Raw genomic sequence first — 2936 nt, 5'->3', positions numbered from 1 at the left:
CGCGGGAGCTGGCCCCAGAACACCCGCACCCATCGAGCAAATAAATCGTTAAAAGCCCTGTTCACAGGCATTCCCCACGTATTCCACACCGATTCGCTGGGGAAATAGAGGGAATGTCGTTTGTGTCGGTCGGTGCCCTTAAACTGGGCGCGCTTCCTTCGATCGGGGGTGCGGCTCACTCATCCGGAGCCGTTGCCTAGGTGGAAGGAGGTGATGTGATGGGAACCCGTCGAAATGACGAGAAGCCGACCTTCTGGGTCGCTGTGGTTGGAGCCACGGCCCAGGTCGGTCGACTTCTCTTGGATCTCATCCGCTTTGGAACCGACGCCTAGCTAGGTGACTGTTCCAGGGAGGCGCCGGAGTAGCAGCTCCGGCGTCTTCCGCATTTCAGATGCTACGCACATGGTTATATGCGCGCAAGATGCGTTTGAGCAGGTCAAGGCGCAACAGGGAGTGCCTCGGAGCGGATGCTGATGCCGAGGTTGCGAGCTTTGGCCCCGGTGAGCAGGGGGTGGTCCTGGCCGTTGCTGTCGGTGTAGATGGTGGCGGCCAGGTCGTGTTCGTCGGCGTCGATGATGACGTCGTCACCGATTGTCAGGCTGGCGTGGGCGTTCTCGGCGAGCTGTTTGCGTAGTTCGACGTCGTAGACGACCTGGCCGGTGAACTTGCGGGCGGTAGGGTTGTAGGCCCGGTGGAGGACTTTGATCGTGAGCACGTTCGAGCCGGACTTGAGCTGGTTCAGCGTGCCGATTTCGATCACGTTGCCGTCGATGACCATGGTGGGGTCCTTTCGGGTTCGGGGTGACTGCGGTCGAGAGCCCAGCGTAGTCGGCCCTGAGCGCTGCGCCGTGGGCTGAGCTCGGCCAGGTCGGCATCTGGGGGGAGGGGTTGGAGACTGTGGAGATAGCGGGAATGGGTCACCTCCGGTCCCGGTGCTAGCTCGGCAGTTCAGTGCCCCATGCCCACTCCGCCGTCGACGTTGAGCACGTTTCCGGTGATGTAGCTGGCTTCCTCGGAGGCCAGGAACGCGACGGCGGAGGCGATCTCCTCGGGCCGCGCGAACCGGGCGAGCGGGATCATCGAGGTACCGAGTTCCTTGGCTTTGTCGTCCATGGCGTCGGACATATCGGTCTCGGTGAATCCGGGGGCCACGACGTTCGAGGTGATGCCCTTGATGCCGAGCTCGCGGGCGAACGAGCGGGCCATACCGATCACGCCGGCCTTGGAGGCGGTGTAATTGACCTGGCCGGGGACGCCGGACATTCCGGATGCGGATCCGATGAAGATGATGCGGCCGTACTTTTGCTTGAGCATGTTGCGCGTCGCTCGTTTAGCGATGCGGAACGCGCCGGCCAGGTTGGTGTTGACGACGTCGAGGAACTGCTCTTCCTTCATCCGCATCACCAGCGTGTCCTTGGTGATGCCGGCGTTGGCCACGACGACGGAGACCGGGCCGAAGGTCTGCTCCGCGTAGGTGAACGCAGCATCCACGGACTCGGGGTCGGTGACGTCGCATTCGACGCCGTGGATGCCTTCGCCGACGCCGCTGCCTCGGTGGGTGCCGACGACCGTGAAGCCGTCGCGGGCGAGTCGGGCGGCGATAGCCGCGCCGATGCCTCGGTTGGCGCCGGTGACCAGGGCTACGCGTGCGTCGGTCATGGGTGATCCTCCTGGGGTCGTCGTGCAGAGAACAGCGCGACTTGGCCGACCCGCCGGGTGCTGACCTCGGTGTAGCCGCGGAGCGCGTTCGCCAGTTCGTCCATGGTGTCGTCGGCGTTACCGAACACGCCGAGCCTGTTGTAGGTGCTATTCAACGCTCGAGCTGCGAGCGTCGCGGTCTCGGGATCCGCGATGACGGTGGAGCCGAAAATGGTCCCGCCAGGCCGGAGGTGGCCGCGGAGCTGGGAGAGGCGGTCCCACTTCTCTTGACTGGGGATGCAGTGAAGCAGGAAGTTCAGACCGATTGAGTCGAAGCTGTGCTCACGGGGGAGCGGGTCGAAAAAGGATTGCTGGAGGGAGGCGACGGCTCTGCCGTGGCCAACTCTGTTGGACGCGGCTGCGAGGCAGGAGGCGTTGAGGTCGAGCAAGGTGAGCGAGGGGGAGTCGATGCGCTCGATGAAGTAGCCGGTCCCGGGGCCTACATCGAGGTGACTGCGGCCAGCGTGGCTGCGGTAGTGCTCGACCATCGTCGCTGTCGGGCAACGCCAGATCAGCCGATTAGTCAGCCCGAGGACGCCCGCGTCGTAGAGCCTGAGAGTGACGGGGTTGTAGATACCTCCGCTGGCGCCGCGATCGCGTGCTTGGCTCATGCAGTTCCTCTTCTACGCAGCATTACAGTGGCCGCCCCGCCTTCCATGTCTGCGATCGGGACCACCCTGGAATCAAACTCGATGCCATCTAACTCGACGGGGAAGACGCCGGTTTCATACAGGTCGTACTCGGTCACGAGACTGCACAGCGCCTCGTAGCTCAGCGGGGCGTCTGCACCGACACTGGTGACGGCGCTTCGCGCCAGGCGGTTGACCAGTGCAAGCGTGATGGAGGCGAACTCGACGAGCGGCCCGAGGAGGTCCGGAGGTTCCTGCGTGCGCTCGGCGAGGACGACGCTGGTGCCGATGATCCGTCGCTGCTCACCCTCGACGCGGAGCCGGCCTCCGCTGAACATGTGCAGTGGGGGAGCGTCTGGCAGGTTGAGAGTCCACTCGTAGCCGACCCACGTGTTGTCCGGGTCGAGCACCGCCGCTTTGTAGCGCGTGACAAGGGTGGCGGCGTCGGCCGGGGTCAGGAATCGCCACAGATCTTGAATCGGCCGCTGTTCGCCGGCGACACGCCCGTCTGCCATGAGGGAAACGTCGTCGCCGGCAGTGACGGTGGTGAGGTCGGCCAGGTCCATTACCCACGAGTTGAGCACGCAGCGCTCAACCGGCGGGGTGGGG

At 64.4% G+C, this 2936-nt stretch carries 3 protein-coding genes and 1 pseudogene; all 4 read right to left on the bottom strand.

Features of this window, described 5'->3' with window-relative positions; genetic code table 11:
• Window positions 1–436 precede the first annotated feature (436 nt).
• Window positions 437–778 carry a hypothetical protein gene (locus tag HMPREF3086_RS06910; RefSeq protein ID WP_070720971.1) on the bottom strand — a complete coding sequence of 114 codons (342 nt, stop codon included), beginning with the start codon at window positions 776–778 and terminating at the stop codon, window positions 437–439.
• Between the two features lie 170 nt (window positions 779–948).
• Window positions 949–1659 (bottom strand): 3-oxoacyl-ACP reductase FabG, encoded by a 711-nt coding sequence (fabG, locus tag HMPREF3086_RS06905; RefSeq protein ID WP_070720967.1) that lies wholly within the window; start codon window positions 1657–1659, stop codon window positions 949–951.
• A complete protein-coding gene (locus tag HMPREF3086_RS06900) occupies window positions 1656–2309 on the bottom strand; it encodes a class I SAM-dependent methyltransferase (RefSeq protein WP_070720965.1) in 654 nt (217 codons plus the stop codon). The genes fabG and HMPREF3086_RS06900 overlap by 4 nt, the downstream gene beginning before the upstream one ends.
• Window positions 2306–2936, bottom strand: a pseudogene (locus HMPREF3086_RS06895) (hypothetical protein); the annotation flags it as partial. The pseudogene HMPREF3086_RS06895 and the gene HMPREF3086_RS06900, both read right to left, overlap by 4 nt.

Source organism: Dietzia sp. HMSC21D01, assembly GCF_001815995.1.
GTDB lineage: Bacteria > Actinomycetota > Actinomycetes > Mycobacteriales > Mycobacteriaceae > Dietzia > Dietzia cinnamea.
Note: the sequence above shows the minus strand (reverse complement) of the source record. Positions and strands in the feature narration are given on the sequence as shown.

Coding starts and splice junctions, on each gene's coding strand:
- HMPREF3086_RS06910 (WP_070720971.1), bottom strand. CDS start 778: ATGGTCATCGACGGCAACGTGATCGAAATCGGCACGCTGAACCAGCTC.
- fabG (WP_070720967.1), bottom strand. CDS start 1,659: ATGACCGACGCACGCGTAGCCCTGGTCACCGGCGCCAACCGAGGCATC.
- HMPREF3086_RS06900 (WP_070720965.1), bottom strand. CDS start 2,309: ATGAGCCAAGCACGCGATCGCGGCGCCAGCGGAGGTATCTACAACCCC.